Origin of the sequence: Synechococcus sp. R55.4, from assembly GCF_047461935.1 — a bacterium.
Taxonomy (GTDB): domain Bacteria; phylum Cyanobacteriota; class Cyanobacteriia; order Thermostichales; family Thermostichaceae; genus Thermostichus.
Genome location: NZ_JANSIF010000020.1, coordinates 18,186 through 44,250, shown reverse-complemented (window position 1 = coordinate 44,250; position 26,065 = coordinate 18,186). Strand labels below are relative to the sequence as shown.

Sequence of the window (26,065 nt, the reverse complement as noted above, 5' to 3'; positions counted from 1 at the left end):
TCCTCACTCCGCTGGGTAAAGCGGGGATTAGTAATCTCCCGAAACTCCGCCCCGTCAAACAACGTCAGGGCGGTCTCCGTCCCCAAGTCATAGGCAACTATAGATTCGTACTGCAAATCCGACTGTGAACCAAACTTAGGTTCAGGTATCGCCACCTCGACCGTGAACGAGGCAAACCACTGCCGCCGGGACGGCTTGTAGACGATAGTCAGCGTTGTTGGCACGCCCCAATGCTTGGCTTGACCGCGCATTTTCAGCGTAATACCCAAGTCATTGAGTGTGACCGTGCCATGCTTTCCCGTGCTGTTGACCTTCCACCCCGACCGGGCAGGATACGTCCAGCCCGAATACCGGCGAATGGACTTGAATCTTGGCTTCCTATTCAGTCCTTGGAAGAACCGTTGGTAAGCCCAATCCACCCGCTTGACGGTAGCTTGCAGGGCTTGGGAGTTCAGTTGGGCAAACTCCCCCCACACCTGCTTGAATTCGGGGAGTAGGTTCTGCTGTTCCAGGTAGGTCACCGTTCGGCGGTGGAGGTGGTACTCGGTTTCCCGATGGGCAATGCAAGCATTGTAAAGATAACAATGCAGACGACGAGCCTCGAACAAAGCCTTTTCCTGGGCTTTGCTGGGATACAGTCGAAAGGTCTGCCTTCTGGTTGCCATGGGTAGACACACTCTATCCCAGTTCTGAGTGCTTTATCCCCCGAACAACCGATCCGGTGGTGCTATCCATCCCCACTCTACAGAGGGTGGGGAACTCCGCACGTTTTGTTAACAAATCTACAATACCCTGATTTTAGTTGACCCTTTGCAGGGATCCCGCTAGGGGGCAATGGTAATGGGCGAGGGGCTGGTTTGGGTGGTCTTTTGGCCCCCTCTTTGCAAGATCACCTCGATGATGCCGTTGTTGACCGGCTGCATGTTGAAGGGCAGTTGCTGCTGGGTTTCGTATAGGCCCGGCGCCACCTCCCGCATTTCGACTTCCGGCGTTACCCCAACAATCCGAAAAGCAGCCCGCCCCCCCGGATCCCCTCGCATGGTGACTTTGAGAATTTCTCCCATGCGCAGATTGGTGCTGTTGGTGGTGACACTGAAAATCTGGGGCGGCCCCACGGCAACAGGCGCGGAGACCGGCTGAATGGTGGAGCGGGTTCCTCTGGAGCCATCGATAGAAAAAGGAAAAATCTCCCGATGTTCCTGGCTGAGGCCGTCCTTGGTGAGCACAATCCTCAAGGTGGGATTGTTGGCCTGGTGGGTGGGGGCTACCACGTAGGTGCCTTCGTAGTGGTTGGGTCGTACCTCCCGCATCGGCTGGTTCAGGGCCAGATTCCCCAGATCAAACTGGGCGATCCCTCCAGATTCCCCCCAAATGGCAATGGTGAGAATGTCCCCTTCCACCAAGTCGCGCTGGGGATCCAAGCGAATGGCCTCAATGCGCGGATAGCGATTGCTGGCTGCAGTCAGAGGGGCTGGCTGCGGCAGAGGAGCTGGGGGCGGAAATACTGATTCCACTGGCGGAGGAGCAACATTGCCCAAGGCCAGTTGAGGTAGCCGCCGTTGAACGCGGGTACTGACGCCATTGAGGGTCAACTGAATACTGATGTCGGGGCCAAAGACGGCATCCTGAGGACCAAGGCTATAAACTGCGCGGTAGTAGCCGGGCTGCACCTCCTGCATCGGCAGACCCTGAACCACGCCGCCGATATCAACCGTAGCCCTGCCGTTGGGAGTGGCCTGCGCTTCAATGGTCAAGGTTCCCCCTGCAGGAACACTTCCTCCCTCGGGAGTGATCCGCGTTTGGAAGATTTCGGGTTGGACAGTCTCGGCCACCCGGGCTGGGGAGGGACGCAACTGGGCCACAGGGGGTGGCAAGGGCGGAAGCTGACCGCGATACACCAGGGCCTGATGCAACAACACCGCCCCTTCTGCTCGCCTCAGCACGCGATTGGGCTGAAGACGAGCTGGATCCGGCACATTCACCAGCAGCCCCGCTTCGCCTGCCATGGCCACAAAAGCCCGCCCTACCTCCGGCACATCAGCCGCATCGGTGTACAGAGCCATCCAGCGCTCAATGTCGGCCTGGGTGGGAGCAGGCAATTGCAGAGCCCGCACCAAAATGGCCAGGGCTTCCAGGTGGGTGATATCCCCTTGCGGGCGAAACTCGTTGCCCTCGTATAGGCGCATGGCCCCCGCCTGCAGCACGGCTTGGGCAGTCCAATAGTCGGGGGTGTTGGGCTCCAGGTCGCGAATCTCCTGCACCTGGTTGGGATTGGGAATGTAGCCGAAAAACTCCGTCAGCCACTGGGCCAATTCCAGACGGGTCAGGGTGGCCGACAGAGGTTCTCGGGTGATCACCACATCCGTCTGACGCTCCAGAGCCGCCACATAGGCATCGGCCCAGGCCAGCGAGGCTTGCTGCTCCACCCCTTGGGCCCAAGCCGGCAAGCTGACACCCGACCAGCCCAGCGTCCAACACAAGCTCAGAGCCAGGGGCCACGAGCACCGCATAGCTGTCACTCCTGTTCCAACAACATCCCCTCAGGGCCAGCTTATCTCAAACTTCCGCCGTGTCCCCAAGCCCTCGATACCCGTTGGGATTGCGCCCTTTGGCAGTGAGATTCTGAAAACTCGGGTGAGGAGGTTGGTCACAGGAACCCCATAGGAGATTTTACTTATCCAAGACAAGATTGGGATCCGGCTTGGCAGCAAAGGGGCTAAGCGAATGTCTTGCAACTTGTAGTTGTGCATCCAAATCCTTATCATTGTGTTATAGACTCAGAAAGTTCAGAAAGCACTTTTGCCCCTACCCTAGGGAGGAGTTTCATGGCTGGCAGCACCGGAGAGCGACCTTTTGTCGATATCATCACCAGTGTCCGCTACTGGGTTATTCACGCCCTGACCATTCCCGCTTTGTTTTTGGCAGGCTGGCTTTTTGTGAGCACTGGCCTGGCCTATGATATTTTTGGCACCCCGCGCCCCAATGAGTATTTCACGGCAGAGCGCCAGGAGTTGCCGATCGTTAGCGATCGCTTCAATGCTCTGGAGGAGCTGGAGAGGCTGACTCGCTAGGAGTGCCCGTGGGTAAGTGGACTATTCGTTGTTGCAATTTGTAAGTTGATTGAGCTTTTTGCGTAGGGTGATATCTATGGCCACTAAATCTGATGAACCCGTTTTTTACCCTGTTTTTACCGTCCGTTGGCTGGCGGTGCATACCTTGGCGATCCCAACGGTTTTCTTCTTGGGAGCTATTGCTGCAATGCAGTTTATTCAACGGTGAACCCAATGGCTGATCAACCCGAAAGGAATCCCAACTCCCAACCTGTCGAGCTAAACCGCACTTCCCTTTACTTGGGTTTGCTGCTGGTGTTTGTGGTTGGGCTGTTGTTCTCCAGCTATTTTCTCAACTGAGGCCAGGATCACACTCTGCTCTTGGAGTTGGGAAAGAGCGCAGGGGACAATGCTGGCTTTTGGCTAGCCCTTGCTCCCCTTTGCTAAGTTTACTGAGAATGTAATTGCTGCTAGTTCTGTCTTTTTTGGAGACCAGTTGCTATGACCAGTCAAGCAAGGATCCCTTTGTGGATAGTGGCCGTGGTTGCCGGTTTGGGTGTGCTCACGGTAGTTGGGCTTTTCTTCTATGGCTCCTATGTGGGCTTGGGCTCGAGCCTGTAAGTTTGAGGTTTTTAGTCTGTTAGTCTGGTAGTAGCCCGCAATAGGTAGGGGTACAAAGCCGCATGGTTTTTATGGCCTAGCTGAATTCAGTTAGGCTTTTCGATGCTGTTGTATCTACCACTTTTTCCGGGGCTACCCATCACGTTGAAATCCTTTTTGGTGACCAATGCAGGGGAGTCTGTTCCAGTTCCCCAGTATTATCGCCAAGCACAAAAGCGGTTACAGAGATTACAGCGGTCATTATCCCGCAAGAAGCAAGGGTCAAACCGCCGTAAGAAAGCCTTAAGGCGAGTGGCGAAGGCCCATCTCAAAGTAGCCAATCAGCGCAAGGATTTCCACTACAAGACAGCCAACTGGTTGTTAGGGTGAGTGTTGAGAGGATGTCACAAGAGCTATCTCTGTGTTAAGCGAGCATGAACTTTTTTAACGATCCGGGTGGTGGTTGCCGAGAGGGTAACTTAGGCCCCGTAGAATGAATCGCAAAATTCCAGGCAGGACATTCGGACATGGATTACATTCGCACCTTTAACGACGATCCCTGCGAGGGGCATCTTTCGACGCCCATCAGCGATTCTCCTGTCACCCGTCTGTTTATCAACAATCTTCCCATCAACCGTCCTGGCCTGTCGCCGCTATTGCGGGGGCTGGAAATTGGGCTGGCCCATGGATATTTCTTGGTGGGGCCGGAAATTGTGCTGGGGCCGCTGCGGGATTATCCTGAGGCAGCTAACTTGGGCGGGCTGGTCACGGCGATGGCGATTGTGCTGCTGGGAACCGCCTGTATGTCGGCCTATGGCAGCGTTACCTTCGGAAACAAGCCGGAGACGCCGGGGGCCGCTCCTCTGGCTACAGCTCGGGGTTGGGGGGATCTGACGGCAGGATTTTTCTTGGGAGGTATGGGTGGCGTGTTCGCTGCCTATTTCCTGCTGGAGAACTTTGCCGGGATCGACGCCATCTTTCGAGGGCTGGTGAATTAGTTGTCAAGTTTGTCAAGTCACTTGAGAGGAGCAAAATCATGACCGGTTCTTACGCTGCTGCTTATCTTCCTTGGATTTTTATCCCCATTGTTGGTTGGCTGCTTCCTGCAGTGGGCATGGCAGTGCTTTTTTTGTACATTGAGCGGGACTAGTCCCGGAGTGCTTTGATACTCACTAGTGCTGATTAATTTCAATTATTTCAGGCTAGAGATCAACCCCAGATATTGAGGCAGGGATCCCAAAAAAGGGATCCCTGCCTTTTTGGCAGGATGAAAAGCCTTTGTCCGCGCTGCCAGAATCTCGCAGGGCAAGGGCCGTCCCTCATCTCTTTTTAGGAAGGAGGAGCTTCCAAAAGATTTTAGAGTGGAGCAGGATTCAGCAAGCTGATCCCATGCTAACGAGGAAAAGGGCAGCTTCTGCAACACCCTTTTAAGTTTTAAGAAGGAGGAGTCGATGGCCAGCCTTAACTTTCCAACCCTGCGTATAGGCGATCCCATTCAAGAGGGCAGTTTCCAGGTTTTCCCTCTCTTTTCTCAGGGGGAGCAGGAAGTTGCCTATCGCCTTCCAGATCTGCAAACCAAGGAAGCAACCATCACCGAGGTGAGCGAGGCCGGAGCAGTACCTCACCTGGTTGTGGAAAACCACAGTGAGTTCCTATTGCTGCTGGGAGTACCGAGCAGAGTCCCAGCGGGGCGACCAAGGCTCAGCTCTGTTCCATGACGGGAAGGTGGTTTATCTCTCGGCAGTCTCTCGGCGGTAGTACCGAACTCCTCGCCTAAACCCGTTCCTCCTGCAGGGGATCCCTAGAAATTGGAAAAAGAAATTGGAAAGAAAAAACATCCTGAGTTAGCTCGGTCACCGCCTGTTTGGCTTCCTGGCGGCCTCGGCAATACCGCTCTAACCGCTCGCTAACGGAGATGGGATCCCCAACGGTTACATGAACCCCCCGCCAACCTAGGCGGGGGCGGGCCGGGTAGGATTCCCCTCGGAGGCGGGCCAGCACATCAAATAGGATGAGGGCGGTTTCCGCCAGCCGCTCAAAGGAGGGTTTGCTCAGCAGATACTCTTCCTCCACCGCCACGCAGCTTTCCACCAAGCGCATGTGCTGTAGGTAGAGCATTGCCTGGTGGGCCTTCCAGTCCAACAAACCCCGCTGCAGGGGAGACAGGGATCCAGGATGCCGCAATTCTTCTCGGTAAATCTGGATCCAGGCGACTTCTTCAATGCGGCGGCAGCGGCTGTTCCAATCCCCCTGGGGAGATAGGCCAAAGTAGGTCTCTGCGGTTTCCAGGGCTCTGTGGAGCAGCCGCTCCAGGCGAGCGTTAAAGTGGCCAGGGGCTAGCCTCTGCTCTATCCGTGGTTCTTCTTCATCTCTCCCAGAGATGAAGGGAGGTAGGTCGTAGAAAGCTTCTAGTTGTCCCAGGAGATGCTGGGCTAGGCGGCAGATCCGCTGGGTGTAGCGAAGGTTGGGGCTCCTGGAGGATCTTGGCTCTGGCTTCGGAGGCGTCAACCCACTCAGGTGCTCAAGGCGCGCCAGCAGGCGCTCCAGCTTCGTCCAGGAGGGATCCGTGTAGTAGTACCGAATGCCAATGGGCAGCAAAATGACGGTCTCTGAGCGACCAGCTTTGGCCAGGTCCTCGGCGCACCAAAAGCACAGCTGAGCCATTCCCGGTTCCAGGGGATTGATCCGTTCGCTGTGGCCGTTGGTGGCTCCTTCTGGGGCGATTGCAAAGGGAAATTGCCCATCCAGGAGCAGTTGCCGGGCCGCCTTTAGCGCCACCCGATCCACCCTCCGACCGCGGCGTATAGGGATCCCGCCCAGGCGAGACAACAGCCACCCCAGCCATTCCCCTCCCCAGAGGGGCATGCCCCGGTCGTAGAGAAAATGGGCGTGAAGGGGTTCTCGAAGGCGGATCCCTTGTCGACGGGCGGCTTCGGGCACCAGGCGAGATAGAACGTACAGGCCCACCAGCGGGTCATCCACCTCCACATGTCGGAAAGCCAGGACTAGGCGAATTTGACCCTCCTGGAACTGGTGGTAGAGCCGCGCCAAGATCTCCGCCCCTGTGGCCTCGATTTTGGCAATGCCGGAAGGAAGCCAGCGCCGCACCCTCACCCGCAAGAGCAGGGGCAGGATCCCGTGGACGAGCCGTAGCACCCAGGCGCTATAGGCGGGCGGAATAAAGTCGAGGGGAGGACGGGCAAAATGGGGCGGTGGTGACAAGAGCAAGATTTGTTCCCAAGGTAGCTCAAGAGAAGAAGTGTAGTTAAACGCAAATCAGATTCATATCCCATCGCTCAGATTATTCATCAAGTCGCTACAGAGATCACTGGATATGCAGCCATTCTCAATCAATAATCAATATCAACAATATCAATGATTGAGATCCTTCCCCTGAGACCCCACGCCGTCGGCGCAACCGCTCTCTACTCTCCTCAAGCCCCCGACCCCTCTCTCACAAGGGGAGATGAGAGTTGGGAATCGTGGCCATGTCGTGCCCTTTACATTGCTTTCTTTGTCTTCCGTTGCAGTGAAGACGCTCTCTTCTCTCTACTTTCGTCTCTTAACTCAAGGTGGCTACAGGCTGGGCCTCTGCCAAGAGCGCCTGAGTTTGCAGGTCGGTGATGGTGACCAACAAGCGCCGCGAGCTATCAATGGCAAATTCGACGCGAAGGCGATCCTCTCCCACGCGGCCAGGGGGCTGCAAACGGGCCAGACAAACCGGTAAGGACTCCGTCTCGCTGAGGCGAATGGGCAGGGATCCAAGAGGAGCTAGGGATCGGAAATCGGTTTGCCGGGTGAGCTGCCGGCTGCTCATCCGCCCCAGCTCGTCGTAAACCACTTCCGACTGGACTACCTGGGCCACTTCTCCCACCTCTAGGCGAATCTCCGTTTGTCCGTCGTTGGCCACTTGCAGGATCAAGGGCTCAGCCCGTCGGCAGGGATAGGGGCTGCCCTGTTCGAAGAGGGGGTAGTAGATGTAGCTTTTCTGCAAGGGATCCCAGAGGCGGAGGGCATAGCTGTGGTGCAGGCGATCCTCCAGCTTCACCTGGCGGCCCACCTGCAGGGCGCCCAGGGCCACAGCATCGAAGGGGCGTTCGCAGCGCACTTTCTTTTTGCCGAAGTAGGAGCGCAGCAGCTCTTGAACTGCTGGCAGTTGGGAGCTGCCTCCTACCAAGAGCACCTGCTCAATTTGGTTCTTGCCCAATCCCCTCGCCTGGGCGGTGAGAAGAACGTCGTCTAGGCACTGGCGGATTTGATCCAAAAGCTGACGAGCTTCCAGGATCTCTTCCAGCTCCTGCCGGCTTAACTTCAACTCATGGGCAGTGAGGGCTTCGTCGTCAAACCAACTGCCCACCGCTTCCATCTGAGTGGAAAGGGCGATCTTGAGCTGTTCCGCCTGCTCCAGGAGGTTGAGCCAGCCCAGAGCTCCAATTTGCTGTCGGCTTAGCCCCAGTTGCTGCAGTAGGTAGTCGGCAATCCAAATGTCGATGTCCACCCCGCCCACATAGGCATCGGCCTTGGCGATCACCTCCGCTTTGAGGACAGGGCTACCCGCTTGGGGAGCGAGGGTGCGCACCAAGCTGAGATCCAAGGTACCGCCGCCGAAATCCACCACCAGCACTAGGGATCCCGGCTGGCCAACCGCATAGCCCAGGGCTGCTGCCGTGGCTTCATCGACAATTTGAACGGGATCCCAGCCACAGGCACTGGCCACTCCCCGCAGCCAATTGAGGTAGCGCTCAAAAGAGCCGACAGGGGCGGTGAACACCAGCTGTTGCGGCTGCAGGTGTTCTTTCGGGACAGCTTCCATCACCGTCTGCAAAAAAGCTTGGGCCACCCTCTCGGCGTCGTAGCGCTCTCCATCTAGAACTCGCGGCGGAGGGACAAACTCCGCCACCAAGTCCCGCTTAAACCCCTGAAACAGCCGTTGCGGATCCACTGCCCCCCACCGACCGGCGCGCACGGTTTCCCCCACCAGGAGCTGGCCTTTTCCCTTCACGTAGACCAAGCTGGGAATAGCCGAGTGGTCTGGGCGAGAGAGGCCGGGAAGAGTGAGGAGACGGGGCACTGCTTGGGCGGGATCCCAAACTGCCACCACCGTGTTGCTGGTGCCAAAATCAATGGCCAGCGTTGTAACCAGGAGCTTTGGAGGTGGGGATGCCATCAGCTCAATCCTCCAGGCAGGGAACGGCTGACTTTGGCTGGGCAGAGGATGTGGTCACCGCGGCGGTAGCCGACAAAGCGAATGTAAACGGGATCCCCCTTTTGAATATCCGGCTGATCCGGTTGATGCAGTTGCGGATCAAAGGGGACGGACTCCAGGGGGTTGCCGATGGGCTCATACCCCCAGCGCTGCAGCAGAGCGTCTAAGGAGCGAAACAGAGCTGTCACGTTTTGGGCCGGCCAATCGGGCTTGCGCTGGGCAATCTGGCGGACAGTGGGGTAGCTGGTCAGCAGCGGCTGCAGCAGAGAGAAGAGGACTTCTGAGGAATCGGTGGCTCCCATTTTGTCATTCCCGTTGAGGCGCAGTAGGGATCCCAAATCCCACTGCAGAGCGGCAGCCAACTTTTGCAGTTGCTCCAGGCGCAGGGATCCCCACTTCCCCTGGCGCACCTGATCAAGGGCGCGGCGGCTGATCCCGGCCTGGGCCTGTAAAGCCCGCCAAGAAGACAGGCCAACAACCCGCATGCGTTCCTGCAGCCAACTATCCAGCGGTCTCTCGGCCATTGGGTTTTGCCAGGGATCCCTACGATCATGCCCCAACTTGGGTCTAGCTCAGGGATCGGCAAGGCGCAGGGAACGGGCTATAGCTTCCACATCTCGGTCATAGCGCTCGCGCCGGCTGGCCGGGTACACGAATTCAAAGCCAGCCTGCAGGGAAGGACGGACGATTTTTTTGAGATAGAAAATCCGCTGGCCAAAGTCCTCGTAGCCGGAGACCACGAAGAAATCCCGGCCAACGGTTTGGTAAGTAACCTGGCGCTGGTTTTCCCGGCTGCGGCGAAGTTCTTCCTGCAGGGCGCTGGCGGGCGTTGCTTGAAAAATGTTGTACCCACCCCAAACGCGCAGCTCAGCCCCGTCTTGACCGAGAAACACTTGGCCATCGCCGTTGTCCGATTCCCCTTGCGGAATGAAGTCTGCCGGGTAGTCGATGCGGTAGCCGAAACGGGCATTGAGATAGGGCCGGAAACCGGCTTGGGCAACGGGAAGGGCAGGGGCGGGAGCAATGACGGGGATCCCCGCTCCTAGGATCAGTCCGGCAAGCAGACAAGCTAGGCGAGCAGCAGACTTCATGGTTTTGATTGCTCTAATCTGTAGCTATCCTAAGCTCTCTCACCTCCAGCCCCTCTCCTAGGGGGACAGAATTTGGTTTGTCCAAGCTCTTTCCCAAAAGACAAAGGGAATAGGAATCCAAGTTTCACTGCCGTTGAGAATGGGTCGGTTGCGCCGCTTGTATCTGGGTGCCACTTGAAATAGTAGGTATAGCATCTTTTTCGAGAGTTTGAAATAAAATACCGATTTTTGGGCCACTATTTTGTTTTGTCGACCAAGTTTAAGTTTGCCGATCAACATCAGGGTTTTGGCCGGAGCGCAGCCGTTCAATTTCTTCTCTTGCCCGCTGGATAGCGCTGCAATTGTCTACCGCTGCCCAGGTGGAGGCCAGAAACAGTCCGGGTAGGGAAACCTCTCCCTCGTCGTCGCTAAACAACACGCCAAGGAAGAAACACCAGCCCAGAAAAACCATCAAAGCTTTCCACCGCCGCGTGTAGAGGTAGGCTCCGAAGGCAAGCAGAATAGACAGAAGGATCACCATCCCCTCGGACTTTTGAGAAAGGGCATAGGTGCGCCGCACCTCTTCATCTCTGCGCTTTTGATCTTCTTGCTGGAGCAACTCTTGCAGATGCTTGTCCATAAGGCCGCCTCAAAATCGGACGGCCTTATCTTAAAAATCCTGGGAAGACCCTTGTTCAAAACAACTTTTCGGGATCCCACGGCAGAAGAAGAGAGGCGAGACTGGTCATCGCCCCTTCCTTCTGTAGAATGGGAAAGCCTCTCTCTAGTTGCAGGCTACAAGGCCCGGACGGACTCTGCCATGACCTCAGCTTCTTTTGCTTTTTCCCCTCGTGTTTTGGATCCCCTTGACCCGCAGGTGCGTCCGGATCCCCAGGGGCGGTTTGGGCCGTTTGGGGGCAGGTTTGTGCCGGAAACCCTGATGAGCGCCCTAACGGAGCTGGAGGAAGCCTTTGAGCATCACTGGCGGGATCCCGATTTTCGCGCTGAGTTTCACAGCCTGCTGCGGGATTTTGTCGGGCGGCCCAGCCCTCTCTACTTTGCCCAGCGGCTCACAGAACACTACGGTGGCCCGCAGATCTACCTGAAGCGGGAAGATCTCAACCACACCGGCGCCCACAAAATTAACAACGCCCTTGGCCAGGCCCTGCTGGCAGTGCGTATGGGCAAGCGACGGGTGATCGCCGAGACCGGCGCCGGGCAACATGGGGTGGCCACGGCAACCGTGTGTGCTCGTTTTGGGCTGGAATGCGTTATCTACATGGGGGCACTGGATATGGAGCGGCAGGCCCCCAACGTGCAGCGAATGCGCCTGCTGGGTGCTGAGGTGCGGGGGGTGGAGGCGGGCACGCGTACCCTCAAAGATGCTCTGTCGGAGGCGATCCGCGACTGGGTGACGAATGTGGAGACCACCCACTATGTGATCGGTACGGTGGCAGGGCCCCACCCTTACCCGAAGCTGGTGCGGGCCTTTCACGATGTCATCGGCCAGGAGACGCGGCAGCAATGCCAGGAGAAGTGGGGAGGGCTGCCGGATGTGCTGCTGGCCTGTGTGGGAGGCGGATCCAATGCCCTGGGCCTGTTTAACGAGTTTGTCCGGGATCCAGGGGTGCGACTGATCGGCATCGAAGCCGCCGGAGAAGGGCTGCACACGCCCCGCCACGCTGCCACCCTCAACCGCGGTCGGATTGGAGTCCTGCATGGAGCCATGAGCTACCTACTGCAGGATGAAGAAGGGCAGGTGCAGGAGGCCCACTCCATCAGCGCCGGCTTGGATTACCCCGGTGTAGGGCCCGAGCACAGCTATCTGAAAGAAATTGGACGAGCCGAGTACTACGCTGCCACCGATGATGAGGCCGTAGAGGCGTTGCTGCTGCTGTCGCGGCTGGAAGGGATCATCCCCGCGCTGGAGACGGCCCATGCGCTGGCCTACCTGAAAACTTTGGCCCCACAGCTTGGATCCCAGCAACGGGTAGTGGTCAACTGTTCTGGGCGCGGCGACAAGGATTTGAACACCGTTTTCAAGTATTTGCAGCAGAGAGGGCGTAGCTTTTAGAGTACGGTTGTTGTGACCACCAACGGGATTCTCTTGGGTGTTCACCTGCCGAGTTCACTTCACGGTTCGATTGCTGGGTCTTCTCGGCCTGCTCCTGGCTGCGGGGCTGGGCTTGTGGACGGGATCCCTGCCGCAGCCTTCTGAGACAACTGCCCCTGTTCCTCCGCCGGAGTCCATGGGTGCCTCGCACCGCTTACGGGATCGCACTGGCGGGACGGAGTCCGATTCAGAAGGGATCCCCTCCCCCACCCGGCGACCACCTCTCCCTGACACCCTGCCGGCACTGGCGCGTCAGGCCATTGCCCACTACTTCGCCACCGGCCAGGTGCTGCCACCTCCAGACGAGATCCCACCGCACTGGCAGCGCTCAGCGGGGGTTTTTGTAACAGTGAGTACAGAAGGTCGGCCCCGCGGCTGCTGGGGCAGCTTGGATCCCAGCGGTGAGGATCTGGCCAGGGCCACCATCCGGGCGGCGGTGGGGGCTGTGACCCGCGACTGGCGCTACGTGCCTCTGCGACCTGGGGAGCTGGAGTCAGCAGCCATTCAGGTGGCCATTGTGCGGCGGGTGGTGCCCATCGCGCTACTCGGACGGAGTCCTTTCGCCGCCGTGGAGCAGGTGGATCCAACCCGCACGGGCTTGTTTATCCGCTCCGGAACACGGGGGGCGGTGTTGCTGCCGGGAGAAGCTTTGACGACGGAATGGCAGCTCGCCACTGCCAAGAGGTTGGCCGGGATCCCTGTCGACCAGCCGGTGGAGCTGTTTCGCGTGGAGGCAGAGCTGCTGCATGAGTTTTGAGGAGGGGGCAGATCTCAGCGCTTCGCACCGCTGTCGTGAATGGCTGGCAGCCGTGCTGGGCAACACTCACGTGCGCTGGGGCTGGTTTGTGGGGGAGACCCTGGTGAAGGTGGAGCAGTTTCCTGCCCACCAGCCCTTGTCCTGGCCGCAGCAGACAGAGCTGTGGCTGGCTCCTGTGGGCTCTGCTCCCCTGCCGCCGGAATCCCCTTGGGTGCATCGATTGGAGCTATCGCAGGTGCCGCTGCGGGATCCCTACCCAGGGCTGGGGCTGGATCGGGCCTTGGCCTTGTGGGCTGCCGGGATCCACTACGGCTGGCCTTGTTTGGTGATCGACGCGGGTACTGCCCTGACCTTGACGGGAGCAGATTGCGACGGATCCCTGGTGGGGGGGGCGATCTTGCCCGGCCTAGGGCTGCAGGCGCAAGCGTTGGCCGACTACACTGCTCGGCTGCCCAAAATCCACTGGGATCCCTGCTCTCCCTTACCCCCCCGCTGGGCCACTGACACCGTGGCTGCCATCCGCAGCGGCATTCTCCACACTCTGCTGGCGGGGTTGCGGGAGTTTATTGCCGACTGGCGTCGCCGCTTTCCCCAAGGCCCTTTGCTGCTGACCGGCGGGGATGGGGAGTGGCTCTACTCCCACCTGCAAAGTTACCGGCAAAACCCCGTTAGCGACAGCGGGACGGAGTCCTTGAGCAGAGAGCAGAGAGGAAAGAGCGGAGAGAAGAGAGCCTCACTCCTCACTCCTCACTCCTCACTTCTCACTCCACTACATTGGGATCCTCACCTGGTGTTGCGGGGGATCGCCTGCTGCCGTCAGTGGCACCGCGCCGCCGGGCAGCCCCCTGTTGCAGAATAGTTGCAAGACAAAGTTGCAAACCCAAAAGTTCGGGATCCCATGGCCAACGGCAACTCCTTCGGCGTCCTGTTTTCGGTTACTACCTACGGCGAGTCCCACGGTGGGGCAGTGGGGGTGGTGGTAGATGGCTGTCCGCCCCGCCTGCCGTTGACCGAGGCCGACATTCAAGCGGAGCTGGATCGGCGTCGCCCTGGCCAGAGCTCCATCACCACGCCGCGCCAGGAAGCCGATCGCTGCGAGATCACTTCGGGAGTCTTCCAGGGCCTCACCCTTGGCACCCCCATCCACATCCTGGTACGCAACCAGGATGCCCGCCCCCAGGATTACAGCGAAATGGCCACCACCTTCCGCCCCTCCCATGCCGATGCCACCTATCAAGCCAAGTACGGCATCCGCAACTGGCAGGGGGGAGGACGGGCCTCAGCGCGAGAGACCATTGGCCGGGTGGCGGCAGGGGCCATTGCCAAGAAGATCCTGCGCCTAGCGGCAGGGGTGGAGATCCTGGCCTACGTGCAGCGGGTAAAAGACGTGGAAGCCCAGGTGGATCCCAGCTCGGTAACTGCAGAGCAGGTGGAGGCCAACATCGTCCGTTGCCCCGATCCAGAAGCGGCAGCAGCGATGATCCAAAAAATCGAAGAGGCGGCGCGGGAGGGGGATTCCCTAGGGGGTGTGGTGGAATGTGTGGCCCGCAACGTGCCCCGCGGACTGGGATCCCCGGTGTTCGACAAGCTGGAGGCCGATTTGGCCAAGGCGGTGATGTCCCTGCCGGCCAGCAGAGGGTTTGAGATCGGCTCTGGGTTTGCCGGCACCTACTTGACGGGTAAGCAGCACAACGACGAGTTTTACATGACCCCTGCCGGCTGGCGTACCCGCAGCAACCGCTCCGGCGGCATCCAGGGGGGCATCAGCAACGGAGAAGATATCCTCCTAAGGGTGGCCTTTAAACCCACCGCCACCATTCGCCAGGCCCAAAACACCGTCACCCTCGATGGGCAAGAGACGGTTTTGGCGGCGCGGGGACGCCACGATCCCTGTGTGCTGCCGCGGGCGGTGCCGATGGTGGAGGCGATGGTGGCCCTGGTGCTCTGCGACCACCTGCTGCGCCACCACGCCCAGTGTGGATCCCTGGCCTTGCCGGAGCTGCCCATTCCTGCTGTTCCTGTGTCCCACACCTAGCAGCAGCCGGTCGCGATACTCGGACGGAGTCCTTGGCGGATATCCTGAGTAGGAAGAGGAGAGAGCAGAGAGAAGAGAGCAAAGAGAGTGGATCCTCACTCCTCACTTCTCACTCCTTCCTTCTCACTTCTCCCTTCTCACTCCTCAAAGAGCGGGATCCCCATTCATGGCCAAGGCCAAAACCGTCTGGGAGTGCAGCCAGTGCGGCGAGCGCTATGCCAAGTTTTTGGGCCGCTGCGACCATTGCGGCGCCTGGAACACCCTGACGGAAGTGGTCGTCGCCCCAGCGGCCAAGTCCCCACGGGCCCAAGCCCTCGCTCCTAGGTCCAACCGCGCCAATGGGATCCCCCGGTCGGCCCTCCCCCTCTCCCAGGTCTCCTCAGATCGCCACCCTCGCCTCTCCTCCGGCTATGGCGAGTTTGACCGGGTGTTGGGAGGTGGCATTGTGCCGGGATCCCTGGTGTTGATTGGCGGGGATCCGGGCATTGGCAAGAGCACCCTGCTGCTGCAGAGCGCTGCCCACCTGGCCAAGAGCGGGCCCATCTTATACGTGTCGGGGGAGGAATCGGCTCAACAGATCAAGCTGCGCGCCGAACGGCTAGGGGTAGAAAGCGAGCAGCTCTACCTGTTGGCAGAAACCGATCTGGAGGCCATTGTGGCGGAGATTCAAGCTCTGCAACCGCGGGTGGCAGTGATCGACAGCATCCAAGCCATCTTCTGGGGGCAACTCACCTCGGCGCCGGGATCCGTTTCCCAGGTGCGGGAATGCACCGGCCTGTTAATGCGGCTGGCCAAAAAACTGGGGGTGGCTCTGCTGATTGTAGGCCATGTTACCAAAGACGGATCCCTGGCCGGGCCGAAGGTGCTGGAGCATTTGGTGGACACGGTCTTGTACTTTGAGGGGGATCGCTTCCAAAGCCACCGCCTATTGCGCGCCGTCAAAAACCGCTTTGGGGCAGCCCAGGAAATGGGTGTTTTTGAGATGACCGCCTCTGGCTTGGTGGAGGTGGAGAACCCCTCGCAGCTTTTTTTGAGTAGCCGGGATCAGGCCATGCCCGGAACAGCCACCATCGTTGCCTGCGAGGGCACCCGCCCCTTGGTGGTGGAAGTGCAGGCCCTAGTCAGCCCCACCAGCTACAGCTCCCCCCGCCGCACCTCCACCGGCATTGAAATCAACCGCTTTTTGCAGATCTTGGCTGTGCTGGAAAAACGGGTGGGGATCCCGCTTTCCAAATACGATGCTTACATCGCCTCTGCCGGCGGCATTCAGGTAGCCGAGCCAGCTGCCGACTTGGGGGTAGCAGTGGCCGTGGCCGCCAGCTTCCGGGATCGCCAAGTGGATCCTTTTACAGTCCTGATTGGCGAGGTGGGACTGGGGGGGCAGGTGCGCCCGGTGGCCCAGTTGGAGCAGCGCTTGAAAGAAGCCAGCAAACTGGGGTTTCGCCACGCCATCATCCCCAACAGCCCTGTGTTGTCGGATCACGGCCTGCGCCTGAGTCGGGTGCAGCGGGTGTTGGAAGCCCTGCTGGTGGCTGTGCCCGGTTCCCAGAGCGCAGAGTGAACATCCCCTTGCCTTCCACCCGTCGCCGGCTGCTGGGCTCTGCTGCGCCTATCTCCAAAGGCCAAGCTCGGCATCCGCTGCTTCGGTGGCATGTCCATCATGTTCCCGAAAACTTTTGTTACCCTCGAAAAAGGCTACGCCTGCTGGGCAAACAGCTCAGCAGCCTTAGCTGAGCCCTAGTCCGTAGTTAGCAACACCAGCAACGGATCCCGGTGAGCATGGTTTCTGCACTCTCCAGCCCAGTCCAGCCCTCGATGCCGGAGGCGGCATTTCCTCTGCCAGAGCCACCGGATATTAGTGACCTGGTCATCGAGGACGATGAGCCTGTGGACAGCATTCACTCGGAGAAGCTGCAGCGCCTGCTCACCGGTGCCCTCTACACCTCATTCCAGCCCAAGGCCAAAGACACCGGGGAACCGATCCCCTTTTTGGCCACGGCCAATGTCGGTCTGTTCTATGCCCTCAAACTGCCTCCCCTGGTGCCCGATGTGATGCTCAGCCTGGAGGTGGCTCCCCCCGCCAGCTTTGAGCGCAAGGAAGATCGCACCTACCTGGTCTGGGAGATGGGTAAGCCGCCGGATGTGGTCATTGAGATTGTCTCCAAGCGCAAAGGGGAAGAGCTGGGCCGCAAACGCAAAGACTATGCCCGCGCCGGCGTCAGCTACTACGCGGTCTACGATCGCACAGCGGGCGTAGCCTCTCCCTTGCGGCAACTAAGGGAACTGCAGGGATCCCCTCTGGCCCTTTTTCAGCGGCGGGGAGGTGAGTTTGTCCCCTTCGCGTCCACATGGCTGGAGGACATCGGGCTGGGCTTAACCCTCTGGCAGCGATCCTTTGAGGTCGTGAATACCGAATGGCTACGCTGGTGTGATCGGGAGGGGCAGGTTTTGCCCACCGGCGAAGAAAAGGCTGCTCTGGAACAACAGCGCGCTGAGGCAGAACGCCAACGGGCCGAAGCCCTTTTGGAGCTGCTGCGTTCCCACGGCATCGCACCGCCGGCAGCCTGAAAAATCCCGTCCCTAACGGGGCTTCCATTGTCCATTGCCTATCCACCGCCATGTCTACCCTCCCCAGCAGCAGCGAAGCCGCCCAACGGGCCGCCCGCCTGGAAAAAGCCCAACACCTGCGGGAACAAGGGATCCCGCCCTATGCCTATTCTTTTCCTGTTACCCATCTGGCTGCCGAGCTGCAGGAGCAGTTTGCCGACCTAGAGCCCGGTGCCGAGCGGGAGGATGTGCAGGTGGCCGTGGCCGGTCGGATCCGGGCGCGGCGGGTCATGGGCAAGCTGGCTTTCTTTACCCTTCAGGATCGCTCCGGCACCATCCAGCTTTACCTGGAGAAGCAACGGCTGACGGAGCATATGGGGGAGTTGGCCTTCAAGAACTTGGACAAGCTCATCGACGTGGGCGATTGGCTGGGGGCCAAGGGCTGCCTCAAGCGCACCGAAAAAGGGGAATTGTCGGTGCGGGTGGACGAGTACCAGGTGCTAACCAAGGCGCTGTTGCCGCTGCCGGACAAGTGGCACGGCCTGCGGGATGTGGAGAAACGCTACCGCCAGCGCTACGTCGATCTCATCGTCAACCCTGAGGTCAAGCAGACCTTGCTCGACCGCGCCCAGATCATCCGCTCCCTGCGGCAGACTCTGGAAGAGCGAGGTTTTGTGGAAATTGAGACGCCAGTGTTGCAGGTGATCCCCGGCGGGGCGGAGGCGCGACCCTTCATCACCCACCACAACGCCCTGGATCTGGATCTCTACTTGCGCATTGCCACCGAGCTGCACCTGAAGCGGCTGGTGGTGGGCGGGATCGAGCGAGTCTATGAAATTGGGCGGGTCTTTCGCAACGAAGGCATCTCCACCCGCCACAACCCGGAGTTCACCTCGCTGGAGGCCTATCAAGCCTTCGCCGACTACCACACCATGATGGAGCTGACGGAAACCCTGGTCTGCAACGCCGCCCTGGCGGTGCGGGGATCCCTGCAGTTGACTTATCAGGGGGAAACCATTGACCTCACGCCCCCCTGGCGGCGGGTGACCCTGCAGGAGTTGGTGGAGGAGACAACCGGGATCTCCATCGATGTGGAAACGGGATCCACCGCCGAGCTGTTGCCCGCCTTGGCAGAACGGGGGATCCCCAATCTCTCACCCCAGGACTCCCCTGGCAAGTTGCTGGTCAAAGCCTTTGAGCACTGCTGCGAGAGCCGCCTGCGCCAGCCCACCTTTGTTCTGGACTACCCCCTGGATGTGTGTCCCCTCACCAAGCCCCACCGCAGCAAACCGGGGTTGGCCGAGCGCTTCGAGCTGTTCATCGTTGGGCGGGAGACGGCCAACGCCTACTCCGAGCTCACCGATCCGGTGGATCAGCGGCAGCGGCTGGAGGCCCAGGCAGCCCTGAAGGCAGCCGGAGATGAGGAGGCCCACTTTCTGGATGAAGACTTCCTCACGGCCTTGGAATATGGCCTGCCCCCCACCGGCGGCCTGGGCGTGGGGATCGACCGCTTGGTGATGCTGCTGTGCGACGCTCCCAGCATTCGCGATGTCATTGCCTTTCCGCTGCTGCGGCCCGAGACGGGAGAAGTGGCGGAGGAGGCTTGAGCCGATCCCTCTAACTGTCCATTCAAATCCCATCGATTTCTAAGAGAGGTTGGAGGTGGCCGCGGCGACGGCGCGGAGCCTTTGGGAAGTGTCTCAACCTATTTTGAAATAACTAGCGATAACGTCTTCCAAAAGCCGACCTTCGTACCCTTGCATCTGGAGGGCAGCCTGGAAATCCTGGCAGGCTCTCTGCCAATCCCCAAGGGCAGTCCGGGCCAGGGCGCGGTTGAGGTGGGCCTTGAGGTGGCAGGGATCCCTATCGCTCGCGTCAGCAGTGCAGAGTGTTATGGCTTGGTCGTAGTCGCGGATGGCCGCCGAAAAATCCCCCTGTTGGGCGTAGGCCCAGCCGCGGTTGTTCAAAACCCAGACCCGCTCCTGGGGATCCAGCTCCAGTTGCAGCAGTCGGGTGTAGTCTTCTATCGCTTTGTCCGTCTGTCCCTCGCCATCCCACAGGAGAGCTCGGTGGAGCAAAGCAGGGCGCTCCTGAGGGTTCAAGGCTAGGGCCCGCGTGTAGTCGGCAATGGCCAGCTCAGGGCAATTGGCCTGCCGGTGTAGATCCCCCCGTTGACGGTAGGCCAGGGCAGCATCGGCCACCCCCCAGTTCTGGTCGAGGCTCAGAGCTTGGTTGAGATCCGCCAATGCCGCCTCTTGATCCCCCAAAGCCAGATGCACCCTTGCCCGCAAAGCAAAAGCCTGAGAAGCCTGCGGTTGCTGCTGGATCAACGCCGTGAAATCGGCCAACGCCCCAGCCAGATCCCCCCTCTCTTGGCGACACAAGCCCCGATACAACAGGGCTTCGGTGACCAGCACTTCTGGATCCCCTGGGCTGGCCAGCTCCAAGACCCGATCCCAATCGGCTATTGCCCCCTCCAGGTTGTGGCGCAGGCGGCGGACTTGGGCCCGCTTCAGGTGGGCCTCCAGATAGAGCTGCCGGGACTGTTCCCCGTCTTGGGCTTGTTCTTGGATGACTTGGTCGAAGTCGGATTCGGCCTGCTCCAAGGCTACGCCCGCTGCAGGAACGGTGCCGCGCACTGCCAACGTCAACAACAGAGAGCCGCGGGCCAAGCGGGCCATCCTGTGTTGGGGATCCTGCTGCAGCAGACGGTTTAGATCTTGCAAGGCCGCTTCGGTCTGACCCAACTGCTGCAGGGCTTGTCCTCGGTGCCACAGCGCTTCCCTGTGGTCAGGATCCTGCTGCAAAACCCGGCTGAGATCCTGAAGGGCGGCAGCCCAGTTGCCCACCTGTCCATGGGCCATGCCCCGTCCCAGCCAAGCCGTCCAGTCCTGAGGATCCTGCCGCAACACCTCGTCGTAGTCGGCAATTGCTTCTTGCCACCGGCCTAGCCGTCGGCACAACTCAGCTCGCTCTTGGCGCAGATCCCGCCGTTCCGGCTGCAAGCGCACCGCCTCGTTCAACTGCTCTAAGGCCGCCTGCAGATCCCCTGCCTGGATTTGGGCCCGCGCCAGATCTCGGCGGATATCCGCCTGGGCCACTGCCGCCCCCAGGGCCAAAGCCTGGTGGTAGTCCTGGATGGCCCCCGGCCCATCTCCCAGAGCAGCCCGCACTTGGCCGCGATGGAAATAAGCCAAGCCCGACTGAGGATCCCCTTGCAGAGCTTGGTCGAAATCGGCCAGCGCTCCCTGCCAATCCCCCAACCGTTGCCGTGCCATACCGCGGCGCAGATGGGCATTAACCAGCAGCTCCGGCCCGCGTGGGATCCCAGGCCTCGCCGCCCACTGCAACACCTGCGAGAAGTCCTCACAGGCTGCCGGCCAATCTTCCCGCTCAACATGGAGTTGGCCGCGGTTGAAGTAGAGCTGAGGGTTCTGCGGATCCCGCTCCAGGGCAGCCGTGTAATCCTGCAGAGCCGCTAGGGGATCCCCCAACAGCCAATGGATTCGCCCGCGGCTGCTGTAGGCACTGGCATCTTGGGGATCCAAAGCAATGGCCTGGTTCAAGTCGGACAAAGCCGCTTCAATGTTGCCCAAGTCCAGGTGGGCAATGCCTCGGTTGAGGTAGGCTTTGGCCATCTGGGGATCCAGCTCCAGGGCGCGGTTGAAGTCTGCCAGAGCGCCGCCGGGATCCCCCAGCCCCTGGCGAGCCAAGCCCCGGCAGAGATAGGCCCGCGACAGGTTGGGATCCAGACGGAGAGCCTGTTCACAATCGGCCAGCGCCGGCTCCAGGGTGTTGCTGCTCAGGTAGGCCATGGCCCGCTGCAAGTAGAGATCCGCCTGGGCTGCCGCCTCTGCCTCAGGTAGCTCAGTGGCCTCAGCAGACCGTAGGGATAGGGCCTGAGAAAAGTCTTCAACAGCCCCCTGGGGATCCCCCAACGCTTGCCGGGCCAGGCCCCGGTGGTAATAGGCTTTGCCGTGGCGAGGATCCAACTGCAGCGCTTGGGTGTAGTCCTCGACGGCCCCTTGCAAATCTGACAACTGGACCCGCGCCACTCCCCGGTTGAAGTAGGCTTCCCCGTCCTGAGGATCCCGTTTGATCACCTCTGAGAAGTCGGCGACGGCCCCTTGGGCATCTCCCAAGCTGCCCCGCACCACACCCCGGTTGAAATAGGCCCGCACATCCTCTGGGTTGAGCTCAATGGCCCGCGAATAATCCTCGATGGCTTGCTGCTGCTGATTCAGTTGCCGGTGGGCATTGCCACGGTTGTAGTAGGCCACCGCCCATTGTGGGTTGAGGCCGAGAGCCTGGGTGTAGTCGGCAACAGCTCCCTCGTAGTCCTCCAGCCGGTAGCGGGCAATGCCGCGGTTGAAATAGGCGCGGGCGTCCCCTGCCAGTTGAATGACTTGGGTGTAATCTGCGATGGCCCCTGCCAAGTCCCCACTTTTGTAGCGGGCGCTGCCCCGCTGGCTGTAGGCGCGGCTATTTTGGGGATCCAATTGAATGGCCAACGTGCAGTCGGCAATCGCCCCCTGGAAATCCCCTTGGCGAGCTTTCTCCTGTGCGCGGGCCAACAGGCGCGTCACCAAAACCTGATCCACCGAAACATCGCCGAGCGTCGCCTCTTGGGGAAAAGGCAACAGGGGCCGCAGCGCCTCCAACACTTCAGCAGCGGACTGGAAGCGCTCTTGCCAGTGGGGGCAGATCAGGCGATCCAAAATCTCGGCCAGCTCCTCGCTGACCTGAACCAAATCCCGCCAGAGCAGTTGGCCGGTGCGGGGATCATCCCGGATCTTATGGGGAGGACGACCGGTGAGGGCTTGGATGGCCAGCACCCCTACGGAGTACAGGTCGCTGCAGGGCTGGGGCTTGCCGTTGAGCTGTTCGGGCGCCATGTAGCCAACCGAGCCAATCACCGTCGCCAACTGAGTTTGGCCGGGGGCATGGCTGACCAACCGCCCCACTTCCTTGACTGCCCCAAAGTCGATCAACACCAACTTGCCATCGGCATCGCGGCGCATCAGGTTGGCCGGCTTGATATCCCGATGGACGATCTGGTGGGCGTGTACATGGCGCAGGATCTCCAAAATATCCCACAACAGTTTCAAAACCTCGGCCTCGCTCAGCGGCTTGCCCGGGATCAGCTCCTGGCTGAGATCATGCCCGGCAACAAACTCTTGCACCAAGTAAAAATCCTGATCCTGCTCGAAGTGGGCCAAAAGGCGGGGCACCTGGTCGAAGTGGTTGAGCCGGTTGAGAACCTTGGCTTCCCGTTCAAAGAGCTTGCGAGCCGTGGCCAGTGTATAAGGATCCGTGGAGAGGGGGCGAAGGCGCTTGACGACGCAGGGGCTATCGAAGGTGTCTTGATCCACCGCCTTGTAGGTTATGCCAAATCCCCCTTCCCCGAGGGGATGGAGAATGCGATAGCGTCCCCTGAGCACACTTCCCGCTCTGATCTTGTCTTCCATAGCCAAGCCGGTCGCCTGAGAGTGCAGCCTTTTGCTACTACAGGCTGGCTCGATTCTGCCACAGGCCGACACCCTTGGGCGGAGCAGCCCCTAGCTCCTAGGCAGGGCCTTTTTCAGCTTTTTCTTTTGCGATCTTCAAGGGTTGTGATGATCCTGAACGATTCCGTCAGAGGGAAACCGCGATCTGACCTCGCCGCTCTTCAAAATCGCTGACCAACAGTCTCACCTCGATCTGCCATTCCCCCGCCAGGGCCAGGGGCACATTTTCCACCACAAATTGGCCGGATCCATCTGGGGCTACAGTGCGGCGTAGAGGGGGGATCCCGCGTTCTGGCAGGGAAAACCCAAGGGTCAATTCCTGAGCCGGGACTCCCTTCACCTCAGCCCGAATTTGATTTTCCCCAGGACGACAGGGCAGAATCTTCAGGTGCAGGCTGCCTTCCGGCCAGTTCAAGCGCTCTTCACAACTGGTCTGCAAGCCCGACTCCAGTGGGGCTCCCATGCCGTGCCTTCCATGACTGGGAGGAGCCTGGGCCACCAGGAAGCTGGTCAAGGCCAGCACCAGAATCAGCCCCACCAACTCCAGGCGGACGATCCGGCGCAGCGACCGGCCCACAGCCTGCCCACCCTGTTGCAATGCCGGCACCAGCCGAAACTTGTTGTGGGCGCCCAACCCCACCATCATCAGCACCAGCAGCAGCTTGGCCCAGAGATACTGCCCATACGGATGATCCCAGTCCCAGCCGCGGTGGATCCCGCCCATTCCCACCCCGGCCAGGATAAGCCCCGGCACGGCCCAGGTGGCCACGTCAGAAAACCGTTGGATGATGCCCACAGAGGGGTAGGGGGCAGATTCCTTGCCCAGCAGGCGCTCCAGCCCCCACAACCCTCCCAACCAGAAAGCTGAACCGGCCAGATGCAGCCCCAGCAGCGCCATTGTCCCCATCGGATGCTCACTGGTGAGAGCATGGCCAATGGGCAAAAAGGAGCCGAGCACCAACACCGACCCCATACCGCTGGCCCAGACGGCACCTCCCTCACAGGCCCAGATCAGGATCCCTAGCCCCACCAGCCGCAGCCCTGTACCCCAACCGTAGGGAGAAAGCATCACACGCAGCAGCTCTCGCCCATTAAAGTAAGGGTAGAGCTGGGCCAAATGCAGACTGAAGGCCACCACGGTCAAGCTGAGGGTGATCCAAGCTGTCGCAAAAGCCCAAGATAAGGGCTCCGCCCCGCTGACGCGATCAAAATCGGCGAAACTGCTCCGCTGCCCCCGCAACAGTCGCCACCAGCCCAGCACCCCCACCACAAAGAGGCTGCCCAAGTAGATCCCCCAGCGTACCCCCACCAGCGGCCAGTACAAGGGATCCCTTCCTTGGGCGTGAGCTGTCCTCGCCGCCTGCAATTGCCCAGGATCGGCTGCCCCCACCTGGAAGGCAAACGATCCACTCACCGGATGGGAATCGGCAGAAATGGCCCGCCAACTGACGATGTAAACTCCCTCTGGGATCTCCTGGGGCAGATCCCCCTGCGGCGCGTTGCCGGTGCTCACCACGTTTTCCAAAGCTAGCGCCCGTCCGCTGCTACCCAAAACCTGGAGTTGCGTGATCCGCACCGGCTCATTGAAGACCAGCCGCACCTGTGTCGGCGCTTCCTGCAGCACCGCCCCATCCTCTGGGAAGGTGGAGAGCAAGCTGGCATGGGCAAAAGCGGGCTGGATCCCGGCCACCCACAGCAAGGCGCAGAGGATCCCAGACCAAATCCAAGCAAAACCCCTTTTGGGATGAAACATGCTCCTAAGCAGACCGCTTAGCGGGTACCGTGACCATGCCCATGTCCATGCCCGTGGCCGTGCCCATGTCCACTGTCTCCACCTGTCAGCTTCAGCAGCGGAGCCGGCTCCGGCAAACTGTTGGGATCCTCGCCAGGCTGAGCCACCTGAATCCAGCGGTACATGCCCTGCTCGCACTCCTGAATCACTGGGATGGGGATGACCTCACCGGGGCGATTCGGCAGCTTGAGGCTGATGCTGAACTCATCCATGAACTCATCGGGCAGCGAGCCGCCGCTCCAGATCACCTCGGCAACCGTTTCGGTAATCATCTTCCCATGCGACTCATAGGGGGTCTCCAGCGGCTTTTTGACCGTCTCGATTTTCCACAGGGGATGCACCATCGGCTTCACAGAGACGAATCCCTCCGGGATCTGCACCCGCAGGCGCACGGTCGGGGATCCATCGCAGCCATGGGGCACCCGAAAGGTGAGCTTGGCAAAGCTGCCCGCCGGGGCCTCTTTGGGATGGACGGTGACATGGGCCCAGGCAGAGGAAAGGGGTAAAAAACTCATTCCCAGGGCCAGCAGAGATTTCTTGGCCAGGGTCAAGTAACTTTGCAGACTGAACATTCGCAGATGCTCCTTACAAGCCTGTAGAGAAAGAGAAAAATGCAGTGTTTGTTGGTCAAAACCTAGGGATGGTGATGGGATCCGTGGGATTCCGTTATGCTCATGCTGTGCTGTCCCCAACTGGAGAGGCCCATCGACACCAGGCCGGCACTGGCCAAGCCCATCGACACCAGCCCGAACGAGAGCGCTCCCATAGCCACCAGGCCGATAGAGAGGATGCCGTGAGTCACCACGCCGATGGCCACCACCCCATGGGCGGAAATGCCCACCGCCACCAAGCCATGGGCTCCCACGCCAACCGACAAGATTTTGCGGCGGGATCCCTGTCCTTCACATCCCTGCTCGTGAGGCAGCCGCTCCGCCGGGCTTTCCTGCAGCAAGGCTGGATCTTGAGTCTTCTCTTTGGACACTAGCCTCTACTCCAGTTGTGCTCAGCGCGATCCAAAACGTAGGCCGCCACCGCCTCGATCTCCTCCGGCTTGAGAATCTTGGCAAAAGCCGGCATGGCCCCTTTGCCGTTTCTCACTTGGGCCTGGATCAGCTCAGGGGTGTCTACGTGGTACTCATGAAGAGCCGCCAGAGAAAGGTTTTTCGCTGCCACCAAAGTGTTGCGCCCGTTTAAGTGACAACCCACACATTTGGCCTGAAAGACCTTGGCTCCCAAGGCCAAATCCGGCTCAGCAGAAGCCATTTGCGGGCCTAAAAAGAGGGCAAATACTGCCACCAAAAGCCCGATAAAAAGGTTGATCATTCGCATTTTCATCTCAGGGACTGACCGAAAACTAGCCTTTAAGGCCCGCCCATTATCCCAAGCCC

At 60.0% G+C, this 26,065-nt stretch carries 27 protein-coding genes; 15 read left to right on the top strand and 12 right to left on the bottom strand.

Going from position 1 to position 26,065, the window contains the following annotated elements; translation table 11 throughout:
• A partial coding sequence (locus NW842_RS06545; protein ID WP_414417707.1) for an RNA-guided endonuclease InsQ/TnpB family protein occupies window positions 1-665 on the bottom strand: 665 nt, incomplete at its 3' end.
• A gap of 159 nt (window positions 666-824) precedes the next feature.
• Window positions 825-2,510 carry an S-layer homology domain-containing protein gene (locus NW842_RS06540; RefSeq protein WP_414417706.1) on the bottom strand — a complete coding sequence of 562 codons (1,686 nt, stop codon included), beginning with the start codon at window positions 2,508-2,510 and terminating at the stop codon, window positions 825-827.
• 315 nt (window positions 2,511-2,825) lie between these two features.
• Between NW842_RS06540 and psbE the strand changes: the two genes are divergently transcribed.
• From psbE to NW842_RS06500, 8 genes are all read left to right on the top strand, one after another.
• Window positions 2,826-3,071, top strand: coding sequence for a cytochrome b559 subunit alpha (psbE, locus tag NW842_RS06535; protein WP_011433109.1), 246 nt, complete (start codon window positions 2,826-2,828; stop codon window positions 3,069-3,071).
• Between the two features lie 76 nt (window positions 3,072-3,147).
• On the top strand, window positions 3,148-3,279 hold the full coding sequence (gene psbF, locus NW842_RS06530) for a cytochrome b559 subunit beta (protein WP_011433110.1): 132 nt from the start codon (window positions 3,148-3,150) through the stop codon (window positions 3,277-3,279).
• Between the two features lie 5 nt (window positions 3,280-3,284).
• Window positions 3,285-3,410 (top strand): photosystem II reaction center protein L, encoded by a 126-nt coding sequence (locus tag NW842_RS06525; RefSeq protein WP_011433111.1) that lies wholly within the window; start codon window positions 3,285-3,287, stop codon window positions 3,408-3,410.
• A gap of 141 nt (window positions 3,411-3,551) precedes the next feature.
• Window positions 3,552-3,671, top strand: coding sequence for a photosystem II reaction center protein J (locus NW842_RS06520; RefSeq protein WP_414356643.1), 120 nt, complete (start codon window positions 3,552-3,554; stop codon window positions 3,669-3,671).
• 102 nt (window positions 3,672-3,773) lie between these two features.
• Entirely contained in the window at window positions 3,774-4,040 is a 267-nt protein-coding gene (locus NW842_RS06515) for a transposase (protein WP_414356642.1), read from the top strand.
• A 137-nt stretch (window positions 4,041-4,177) separates the two neighbouring features.
• Window positions 4,178-4,648, top strand: a complete 471-nt coding sequence (locus tag NW842_RS06510) for a photosystem I reaction center protein subunit XI (protein WP_011433113.1) — start codon at window positions 4,178-4,180, stop codon at window positions 4,646-4,648.
• A 38-nt stretch (window positions 4,649-4,686) separates the two neighbouring features.
• Entirely contained in the window at window positions 4,687-4,800 is a 114-nt protein-coding gene (locus tag NW842_RS06505; RefSeq protein WP_011433114.1) for a photosystem I reaction center subunit VIII, read from the top strand.
• 301 nt (window positions 4,801-5,101) lie between these two features.
• The gene (locus NW842_RS06500; protein WP_414351045.1) at window positions 5,102-5,368 is read left to right on the top strand and encodes an ARPP-1 family domain-containing protein; all 267 of its coding nucleotides are present in this window, start codon (window positions 5,102-5,104) and stop codon (window positions 5,366-5,368) included.
• A 55-nt stretch (window positions 5,369-5,423) separates the two neighbouring features.
• On the opposite strand, the gene NW842_RS06495 is transcribed toward NW842_RS06500, so the two are convergent.
• The 5 genes from NW842_RS06495 to NW842_RS06475 form a co-directional block, all read right to left on the bottom strand.
• The gene (locus tag NW842_RS06495; protein ID WP_414417705.1) at window positions 5,424-6,878 is read right to left on the bottom strand and encodes a 1-acyl-sn-glycerol-3-phosphate acyltransferase; all 1,455 of its coding nucleotides are present in this window, start codon (window positions 6,876-6,878) and stop codon (window positions 5,424-5,426) included.
• A 334-nt stretch (window positions 6,879-7,212) separates the two neighbouring features.
• Window positions 7,213-8,817, bottom strand: coding sequence for an Hsp70 family protein (locus tag NW842_RS06490; RefSeq protein WP_414417704.1), 1,605 nt, complete (start codon window positions 8,815-8,817; stop codon window positions 7,213-7,215).
• Window positions 8,817-9,380, bottom strand: coding sequence for a helix-turn-helix domain-containing protein (locus tag NW842_RS06485; RefSeq protein WP_414330992.1), 564 nt, complete (start codon window positions 9,378-9,380; stop codon window positions 8,817-8,819). The genes NW842_RS06490 and NW842_RS06485 overlap by 1 nt, the downstream gene beginning before the upstream one ends.
• A 48-nt stretch (window positions 9,381-9,428) precedes the next feature.
• Window positions 9,429-9,947, bottom strand: coding sequence for a hypothetical protein (locus NW842_RS06480; protein ID WP_414344373.1), 519 nt, complete (start codon window positions 9,945-9,947; stop codon window positions 9,429-9,431).
• A gap of 259 nt (window positions 9,948-10,206) precedes the next feature.
• The gene (locus NW842_RS06475) at window positions 10,207-10,566 is read right to left on the bottom strand and encodes a hypothetical protein (RefSeq protein WP_011433121.1); all 360 of its coding nucleotides are present in this window, start codon (window positions 10,564-10,566) and stop codon (window positions 10,207-10,209) included.
• A gap of 180 nt (window positions 10,567-10,746) precedes the next feature.
• Between NW842_RS06475 and trpB the strand changes: the two genes are divergently transcribed.
• The 7 genes from trpB (at window position 10,747) to lysS (ending at window position 18,985) form a co-directional block, all read left to right on the top strand.
• Window positions 10,747-12,000, top strand: a complete 1,254-nt coding sequence (gene trpB / locus NW842_RS06470; protein WP_414356648.1) for a tryptophan synthase subunit beta — start codon at window positions 10,747-10,749, stop codon at window positions 11,998-12,000.
• A gap of 37 nt (window positions 12,001-12,037) precedes the next feature.
• Window positions 12,038-12,796 (top strand): AMMECR1 domain-containing protein, encoded by a 759-nt coding sequence (locus NW842_RS06465; RefSeq protein WP_414356636.1) that lies wholly within the window; start codon window positions 12,038-12,040, stop codon window positions 12,794-12,796.
• Window positions 12,786-13,655, top strand: a complete 870-nt coding sequence (locus tag NW842_RS06460) for a pantothenate kinase (RefSeq protein WP_414356634.1) — start codon at window positions 12,786-12,788, stop codon at window positions 13,653-13,655. Before NW842_RS06465 ends, NW842_RS06460 begins: the two co-directional genes overlap by 11 nt.
• A 39-nt stretch (window positions 13,656-13,694) precedes the next feature.
• On the top strand, window positions 13,695-14,831 hold the full coding sequence (gene aroC, locus NW842_RS06455; protein ID WP_414356631.1) for a chorismate synthase: 1,137 nt from the start codon (window positions 13,695-13,697) through the stop codon (window positions 14,829-14,831).
• Between the two features lie 166 nt (window positions 14,832-14,997).
• Window positions 14,998-16,392 carry a DNA repair protein RadA gene (gene radA, locus NW842_RS06450; RefSeq protein WP_414356629.1) on the top strand — a complete coding sequence of 465 codons (1,395 nt, stop codon included), beginning with the start codon at window positions 14,998-15,000 and terminating at the stop codon, window positions 16,390-16,392.
• A 218-nt stretch (window positions 16,393-16,610) separates the two neighbouring features.
• Window positions 16,611-17,399 carry a Uma2 family endonuclease gene (locus tag NW842_RS06445; protein ID WP_414417703.1) on the top strand — a complete coding sequence of 263 codons (789 nt, stop codon included), beginning with the start codon at window positions 16,611-16,613 and terminating at the stop codon, window positions 17,397-17,399.
• Between the two features lie 50 nt (window positions 17,400-17,449).
• The gene (gene lysS / locus NW842_RS06440) at window positions 17,450-18,985 is read left to right on the top strand and encodes a lysine--tRNA ligase (protein ID WP_414356625.1); all 1,536 of its coding nucleotides are present in this window, start codon (window positions 17,450-17,452) and stop codon (window positions 18,983-18,985) included.
• A 93-nt stretch (window positions 18,986-19,078) separates the two neighbouring features.
• Here the strand turns inward: lysS and NW842_RS06435 are convergent, their stop codons facing one another.
• The 5 genes from NW842_RS06435 to NW842_RS06415 all read right to left on the bottom strand — a co-directional run bounded on the left by NW842_RS06435 (window position 19,079) and on the right by NW842_RS06415 (window position 26,012).
• Window positions 19,079-22,846 (bottom strand): tetratricopeptide repeat protein, encoded by a 3,768-nt coding sequence (locus NW842_RS06435; RefSeq protein WP_414417702.1) that lies wholly within the window; start codon window positions 22,844-22,846, stop codon window positions 19,079-19,081.
• 166 nt (window positions 22,847-23,012) lie between these two features.
• Complete coding sequence (locus NW842_RS06430; protein WP_414417701.1) at window positions 23,013-24,638, bottom strand: copper resistance CopC/CopD family protein; 1,626 nt, start codon at window positions 24,636-24,638, stop codon at window positions 23,013-23,015.
• Between the two features lie 17 nt (window positions 24,639-24,655).
• Window positions 24,656-25,249 carry a YcnI family protein gene (locus NW842_RS06425; RefSeq protein ID WP_414356620.1) on the bottom strand — a complete coding sequence of 198 codons (594 nt, stop codon included), beginning with the start codon at window positions 25,247-25,249 and terminating at the stop codon, window positions 24,656-24,658.
• 62 nt (window positions 25,250-25,311) lie between these two features.
• Window positions 25,312-25,659, bottom strand: a complete 348-nt coding sequence (locus NW842_RS06420; protein WP_414417700.1) for a hypothetical protein — start codon at window positions 25,657-25,659, stop codon at window positions 25,312-25,314.
• Entirely contained in the window at window positions 25,659-26,012 is a 354-nt protein-coding gene (locus tag NW842_RS06415; protein ID WP_041436466.1) for a c-type cytochrome, read from the bottom strand. Before NW842_RS06415 ends, NW842_RS06420 begins: the two co-directional genes overlap by 1 nt.
• Window positions 26,013-26,065 lie beyond the last annotated feature (53 nt).

Coding starts and splice junctions, on each gene's coding strand:
- trpB (WP_414356648.1), top strand. CDS start 10,747: ATGACCTCAGCTTCTTTTGCTTTTTCCCCTCGTGTTTTGGATCCCCTT.
- psbE (WP_011433109.1), top strand. CDS start 2,826: ATGGCTGGCAGCACCGGAGAGCGACCTTTTGTCGATATCATCACCAGT.
- radA (WP_414356629.1), top strand. CDS start 14,998: ATGGCCAAGGCCAAAACCGTCTGGGAGTGCAGCCAGTGCGGCGAGCGC.
- NW842_RS06475 (WP_011433121.1), bottom strand. CDS start 10,566: ATGGACAAGCATCTGCAAGAGTTGCTCCAGCAAGAAGATCAAAAGCGC.
- NW842_RS06435 (WP_414417702.1), bottom strand. CDS start 22,846: ATGGAAGACAAGATCAGAGCGGGAAGTGTGCTCAGGGGACGCTATCGC.
- NW842_RS06540 (WP_414417706.1), bottom strand. CDS start 2,510: ATGCGGTGCTCGTGGCCCCTGGCTCTGAGCTTGTGTTGGACGCTGGGC.
- aroC (WP_414356631.1), top strand. CDS start 13,695: ATGGCCAACGGCAACTCCTTCGGCGTCCTGTTTTCGGTTACTACCTAC.
- NW842_RS06485 (WP_414330992.1), bottom strand. CDS start 9,380: ATGGCCGAGAGACCGCTGGATAGTTGGCTGCAGGAACGCATGCGGGTT.
- NW842_RS06460 (WP_414356634.1), top strand. CDS start 12,786: ATGAGTTTTGAGGAGGGGGCAGATCTCAGCGCTTCGCACCGCTGTCGT.
- NW842_RS06525 (WP_011433111.1), top strand. CDS start 3,285: ATGGCTGATCAACCCGAAAGGAATCCCAACTCCCAACCTGTCGAGCTA.
- NW842_RS06480 (WP_414344373.1), bottom strand. CDS start 9,947: ATGAAGTCTGCTGCTCGCCTAGCTTGTCTGCTTGCCGGACTGATCCTA.
- NW842_RS06515 (WP_414356642.1), top strand. CDS start 3,774: ATGCTGTTGTATCTACCACTTTTTCCGGGGCTACCCATCACGTTGAAA.
- NW842_RS06505 (WP_011433114.1), top strand. CDS start 4,687: ATGACCGGTTCTTACGCTGCTGCTTATCTTCCTTGGATTTTTATCCCC.
- NW842_RS06430 (WP_414417701.1), bottom strand. CDS start 24,638: ATGTTTCATCCCAAAAGGGGTTTTGCTTGGATTTGGTCTGGGATCCTC.
- lysS (WP_414356625.1), top strand. CDS start 17,450: ATGTCTACCCTCCCCAGCAGCAGCGAAGCCGCCCAACGGGCCGCCCGC.
- NW842_RS06510 (WP_011433113.1), top strand. CDS start 4,178: ATGGATTACATTCGCACCTTTAACGACGATCCCTGCGAGGGGCATCTT.
- NW842_RS06425 (WP_414356620.1), bottom strand. CDS start 25,249: ATGTTCAGTCTGCAAAGTTACTTGACCCTGGCCAAGAAATCTCTGCTG.
- NW842_RS06415 (WP_041436466.1), bottom strand. CDS start 26,012: ATGAAAATGCGAATGATCAACCTTTTTATCGGGCTTTTGGTGGCAGTA.
- NW842_RS06500 (WP_414351045.1), top strand. CDS start 5,102: ATGGCCAGCCTTAACTTTCCAACCCTGCGTATAGGCGATCCCATTCAA.
- NW842_RS06445 (WP_414417703.1), top strand. CDS start 16,611: ATGGTTTCTGCACTCTCCAGCCCAGTCCAGCCCTCGATGCCGGAGGCG.
- psbF (WP_011433110.1), top strand. CDS start 3,148: ATGGCCACTAAATCTGATGAACCCGTTTTTTACCCTGTTTTTACCGTC.
- NW842_RS06520 (WP_414356643.1), top strand. CDS start 3,552: ATGACCAGTCAAGCAAGGATCCCTTTGTGGATAGTGGCCGTGGTTGCC.
- NW842_RS06490 (WP_414417704.1), bottom strand. CDS start 8,817: ATGGCATCCCCACCTCCAAAGCTCCTGGTTACAACGCTGGCCATTGAT.